Annotated in this window: 5 protein-coding genes and 1 pseudogene; 3 read left to right on the top strand and 3 right to left on the bottom strand. The window is 50.4% G+C overall.

What is annotated here, in order from left to right; translation table 11 throughout:
* Window positions 1–119: 119 nt before the first annotated feature.
* A pseudogene (locus tag LQ229_RS26775) lies at window positions 120–500 on the bottom strand (alcohol dehydrogenase catalytic domain-containing protein); the annotation flags it as partial.
* A 255-nt stretch (window positions 501–755) separates the two neighbouring features.
* Here LQ229_RS26775 and LQ229_RS26770 point away from each other — a divergent pair.
* From LQ229_RS26770 to LQ229_RS26760, 3 genes are read left to right on the top strand one after another with little or no spacing between them, the layout of a single operon-like run.
* Window positions 756–1754, top strand: a complete 999-nt coding sequence (locus LQ229_RS26770; RefSeq protein ID WP_216541088.1) for a Gfo/Idh/MocA family oxidoreductase — start codon at window positions 756–758, stop codon at window positions 1752–1754.
* A gap of 22 nt (window positions 1755–1776) precedes the next feature.
* Complete coding sequence (locus LQ229_RS26765; protein WP_356712211.1) at window positions 1777–2778, top strand: AraC family transcriptional regulator; 1002 nt, start codon at window positions 1777–1779, stop codon at window positions 2776–2778.
* 23 nt (window positions 2779–2801) lie between these two features.
* Window positions 2802–3887, top strand: coding sequence for a Gfo/Idh/MocA family oxidoreductase (locus LQ229_RS26760; protein WP_216541086.1), 1086 nt, complete (start codon window positions 2802–2804; stop codon window positions 3885–3887).
* A 60-nt stretch (window positions 3888–3947) separates the two neighbouring features.
* Here LQ229_RS26760 and LQ229_RS26755 read toward each other — a convergent pair whose 3' ends face one another.
* Window positions 3948–4418 (bottom strand): DinB family protein, encoded by a 471-nt coding sequence (locus LQ229_RS26755; RefSeq protein ID WP_216541085.1) that lies wholly within the window; start codon window positions 4416–4418, stop codon window positions 3948–3950.
* A gap of 27 nt (window positions 4419–4445) precedes the next feature.
* Entirely contained in the window at window positions 4446–4829 is a 384-nt protein-coding gene (locus tag LQ229_RS26750) for a hypothetical protein (RefSeq protein ID WP_216541084.1), read from the bottom strand.
* Between the last annotated feature and the right edge of the window lie 396 nt (window positions 4830–5225).

The following is a 5225-nucleotide window of genomic DNA, read 5'->3' as shown; positions in this document are numbered from 1 at the left end:
TATTGATACACCAAAAAGCTTTCGACCTATGATCTGCCCATATTAATTACCCCAAAAACGGATACAGTTTGCAACTCTATTTTCATTTATGGCGATGGTCGTCAGGCCATGGGGGATTTGTATGATAAGAAAGATACAATGCCGCAAGCTCCTGCAGTGTCAAAACTAATACGATCGGGAATGGCAAAAGTTAAGTTCTCATTGGCAACGACATATTCTGCATACGACCCATGTTGAGGAAAAGCTAATACACGTTGGCCAATAGAAAAAGACTTCACTTCGCTTCCAACTTTTTCAACAATTCCCGATGCTTCCAAACCAAGTATAAATGGCAGTTTTGCTTGGCCTTTATTGCCATATCTCGCTTTAATATCGGCAAAATTGACACTCGTTGTTTTTACACGAATTAATATTTGGTTTGAACGGATTGAAGGCATCTCAACATCTGTATATCTCATATTCTCTACTGAACCATACTTGTCAACAATAACAGCTTTCATGTAAAACCCTCCCCAAAGTTTCACCATATGAAACTTAGTTTCATTTATATACTATGATTATATTACTAAAAGGAAAACATATCAAAGATTACTTTGATATCGGCCCTCGCCCCCATACAGCCTTTCTAATGGCACCGCTCCTATTCATGTCGTAATTTCTCACTTCATAATGTCGCTATCTTATAATATTATTTGCTTTTGAAGTGTGCTACCTTATAGTTGTGTCGTATTATTATACAATTGAGGTGATTATCCATGATCAAGGTAGCGCTCTTAAGCTTTTGGCACGTACATGCCGCCGATTACGCAAAACAAGCCGAACAGCATCCGGATACGCAAATCGTCGCCGTCTGGGATGAGCTTCCCGGCCGCGGCAGAGAAGAAGCCGCCAAACGCGGCGTTCCTTTCTATGAATCGCTTGACGAACTGCTGTCCGAGCCGGGCATCGATGCGGTCATTGTCGATGCCCCTACCGATATGCATCGCGACGTCATGGTCAAAGCGGCGGCGGCGGGCAAACATATTTTCACGGAAAAAGTCGTAGCGCCGACGCTGCGGGAAACGAATGAAATCGTAAACGCCGCTGCGGAGAACGGCGTCGTCTTAACCGTATCGCTGCCTAGATTGAACGACGGGTATACGCTTGCCATACAAGATATTTTGCAGCAAGGGCTGTTAGGGGACATCACGTTCGCCCGGGTTCGCCTCTCCCATAACGGAGCGGTGGCGGGATGGCTGCCGGACCATTTTTACAATTTGCGGCAATGCGGGGGCGGCGCGCTGATCGATCTGGGCTGCCATCCGATGTATTTAACGAGGCTGTTTCTCGGTTTGCCCGAACGGGTCAGCGCCCACTACGGCTACGTTACCGGCAAAGAGGTGGAAGACAATGCGACGGCCGTTCTGCAATACGGAAACGGAGCGCTCGGCATCGTTGAAGCCGGGTTCGTCAATTCGCATTCCCCGTTTGCGATCGAAATTCACGGAACGGAAGGAACGCTGTTGTTCGGCACACCGGAGCCGAAACTGCTCGTCCGCAGCAACAAGCAGACCGATTCGGAGGGCGATTGGACGGAATATCCGCTGCATGCGGCCCGGCTGTCCGCCTTCGAGCAATGGGTGAACCATATTCGGGAAGGAAGCTCGGCGGATGACAATATACGGCTGGCCGTAGACTTGACCCGGCTAATGGAAGCGTCGAATTTATCGGTTCGCCTGCAGCGGCCGATCCGTCTCGACGAGTTGGCGGAATAACGCGTAAAAGGGGGAATGCATCGTGTCGCATCATGATCCGATCGCACACCATTCGAAATCCGGCAGTACGCCCTTCGCTTTTCAATTGATGGAGACGAAGCAGGATGCGCTCGATCGTCTGGATATTCGATTTCGTTGGGGAAATTACGGCATTCGCGTGCTGCGCTGTCATTTGACGAGCTTTCCGCCCGGCAAAATCATTCCCTTTCATAAGCATTCCGAATACGAGTTTCATTTCATCCCGCGCGGCAAAGGGATGGTCATATTGGGGGATAGGCCGTACGAATTGACGGAAGGGATGTTTTATTTAACAGGACCGGATGCGGTTCATTATCAGGAAGCGGACGAACAAACGGCAATGGACGAATTATGCTTGCATATCGATATTGTCGAATTGCCGCAAGAGGGCGCTTCCGCCGCGGACGCCCAGTGGGGACAGCATCTCGAGAACGAGGAAGCCGAGCAATGCGTGCGCCAGTTGCGGCGATTGCCTCTGGAACCGACATTGGACAAATACAATGCGATGCAATGGTTTCTGTACGCGTACCGCGCCTGGTCCGAGAACCAGTTCGGCTTCTACGCGTCGATGAAACAGGCTGTCGTTCAAATATTGCTAAGATCGGTTCGCGCTTACGAAATTCCGTTAACCGGCCTGCAGCTCCCGAGCCGCGACATGAACCGGCATCGGTTTCAACTCGTCGAGCAGTTTATGCACGATAATTACGCATCCCCGCTAACGCTGGAGGAAGTGGCGGAGAAGGTGTTCGTCAGCGCCCGCCAGCTGCAGCGGATATTCCAAGAACAAGCGAATCTTTCGTTTAGCAAACATTTGGAAAACATTCGACTAGCCCATGTCAGCCACGATTTGCTGAATTCGGAATTGACGGTACAGGAAATTGCGCTGCGGCACGGATTCTCAAGCAGCAATTATTTGTTCAGCGTCTTCAAAAAACGCTACGGCATGACGCCGAAACAATACAAAGCCCGGCAATTCGCAAGGCTGCGGCGGTCGGCCGTAGAATAAAAGTGAAAAATGAGGTGTTCATCGTGAGCAAAACGATTCGAATCGGCATTATCGGCAGCGGGGGGATCGCACGTGCGCATGCGCATGCATATAAGGCGATTCCGGACGTTGAAATTGCGGCTGTCGCCGATATTATACCGGGAAGAGCCGCGGAATTCGTCGGCAGAGAACAATTGGCGGGAGCTGCGGCCTTCGACGATCACCGCCGCTTGCTCGAGCTCGATGTGGACGGGGTCAGCATATGTACGCCGAACGTCGCCCACTATCAGACGAGCGTAGACGCGCTTGAAGCGGGCAAACATGTGTTGGTGGAAAAACCGATGTCCGTAACGTTGGAGCAAGCGGTCGATATGGTTCGGGCATCGAATGTTGCGGGCAAAATGCTGTCGGTCGGATTCCAGCCCCGCTACGATCCGAATATGCAAATCGTCCGCGATTTCGTGCAATCCGGCAGGCTTGGCAACGTTTATTACGTCGAAACGGGCGGCGGACGAAGACGCGGCATTCCCGGCGGCACGTTCATCCGCAAGGAGTTGGCCGGGTCCGGCGCGATGGCGGATATCGGATGCTATTCGCTCGACTTTGCGCTGAACGCGCTCGGCTACCCGAAGCCGCTCACCGTCTCGGCATTTACATCCAACGCGTTCGGAACGAACCCGAAATATTTCCATGAAGCGGACCGTTTCGAAGTGGAGGACTTCGCCGCGGCGCTCATCCGTTTGGAAGGCGGCATCGTTCTTAACTTCAAAATTTCATGGGCGATGCATATGGATACGCTTGGCGCAACGATGTTCCTCGGTTCCGAAGCCGGTCTCAAGGTGACCCCCGCAGGGCAAGGCCCTTGGAGCGGCGTCATGGACGGCAAGCTCGGCAGCATCCGCCTGTTCCACGATATCGGCGGCCACCAGACGGAAAGCCCGATTCCGGTCATCGAGCACCAAATCAATTTATTCGATGAGAAAGTGAAAGACTTCGTCGCCTCCATTCGGGAAGGAAAGCCCGCTCCGATTCCGGGCGAGCAAATTCTCCGCAACCAGGCGATTATTGACGGCATTTTGCGCTCCGCGCAATCGGGCCGCGAAGTGGAGATCGATATTCCGAACGTTTAAGCTGCAATTCGCAAAGGCTGCTTCCCCCGGTGTCGCCCGGGTGGAAGCAGCCTTTTCCCTTCATTCGAACAAATTGACTTTCAGTTCCTTGCCTTGCTGCGTCAACATCGTATATAACTGCCCTCTATGGTGGTAGAGATGTCCTACGATTTCCAGCAGCCATTCATACCTTGAATAAGTAACCCCCCAATACGACGTCGTTCGTTCATTCCATTGTTCGAGGGTATATGTTTCGTATTTCTGTTGCAGAAAATGATAATGCTGCAGCAGCGCTTCCTTCATTTGATCCGGTGTCGCCGGTTCGTTCTCCCGGTAAAAATCGTCCATCTCTTGCCTGGTCGCCTCGTTAGCGATAAGGAAATTCGCTTTGCAAATCATTGAAATATGTGCCAGCAGTTCTTGAATCGATCGCTTATGCGGAATCGGCCGCGCTTTCAAATCTTCGTCCGTCAATTGCTCGATCATCTCGACCAAGGAACGGACCGCAATATGCAATTGGTTGAATATCGGTTTGATGATTAGGTTCGTCATCGTCAATGCTTCCTTTTCTTATGATGTTCATCTAATAAACAGCTCTTTCCATTCCTCCGGCACTCGCTTGATGTCTTGAATTTTATAATAACCGTCCTCCAAATCTTTCACGGTATTGATCAGCAATTTCTCGCCATTCTCAAATGTAATGACGCTGTATGTATCATGCCCCCAGCCCGCGGTCGCCAGTTCGGACAATTCGCGGAATTGTTCTTTGCTTATTTTGTTGCGCTGTGCGTCGGTGAAGTAAGTTTGAAACCTTTCATAATCTCCTTGATCAAACGAATGTTTGAGCAGCATAACAGCGTTGTAGGCCGTGTTAGGGCTGACCATCCTCGTATTGGAACAAGCAACGATTACGGACAAACTGAATATGGCGAGTGCCGCCGTCAATGCCTTGGAAACTTTCATTTTCTCGCCCCCCTCCTTGTTTCAATGCTGTCAAGATTATACCGTGCCGCTTCCAATTCAACAACCGGTATGGCAAAATTACGGCCGTTCGGTCCGGACAGCAATTTCCCGTTGCAACGCCATTGAAGCATAGACATTCGAAGGCGATCCGCGCGGATCGCTCTCGAAATAGAGGGAGGCCATGCCCTTTTATATAATGGATGCGCGTTGTACGAAATTTCGTATAAAAACAAAGCCGTGGTACCCAAAAAACAGAATCTTGTACGATTTTTCATACAAATCCCCCATGGCCTGACGACCATCGCCATAAATGAAAATAGAGTTGCAAACTGTATCCGTTTTTGGGGTAATTAATATGGGCAGATCATAGGTCGAAAGCTTTTTGGTGTATCAATA

The organism is Paenibacillus sp. CECT 9249 (assembly GCF_918697855.1).
Classification (GTDB): Bacteria; Bacillota; Bacilli; order Paenibacillales; family Paenibacillaceae; genus MSJ-34.
The sequence above is the reverse complement of the archived record's forward strand: the minus strand, read 5'-3'. Positions and strand labels throughout refer to the sequence as shown.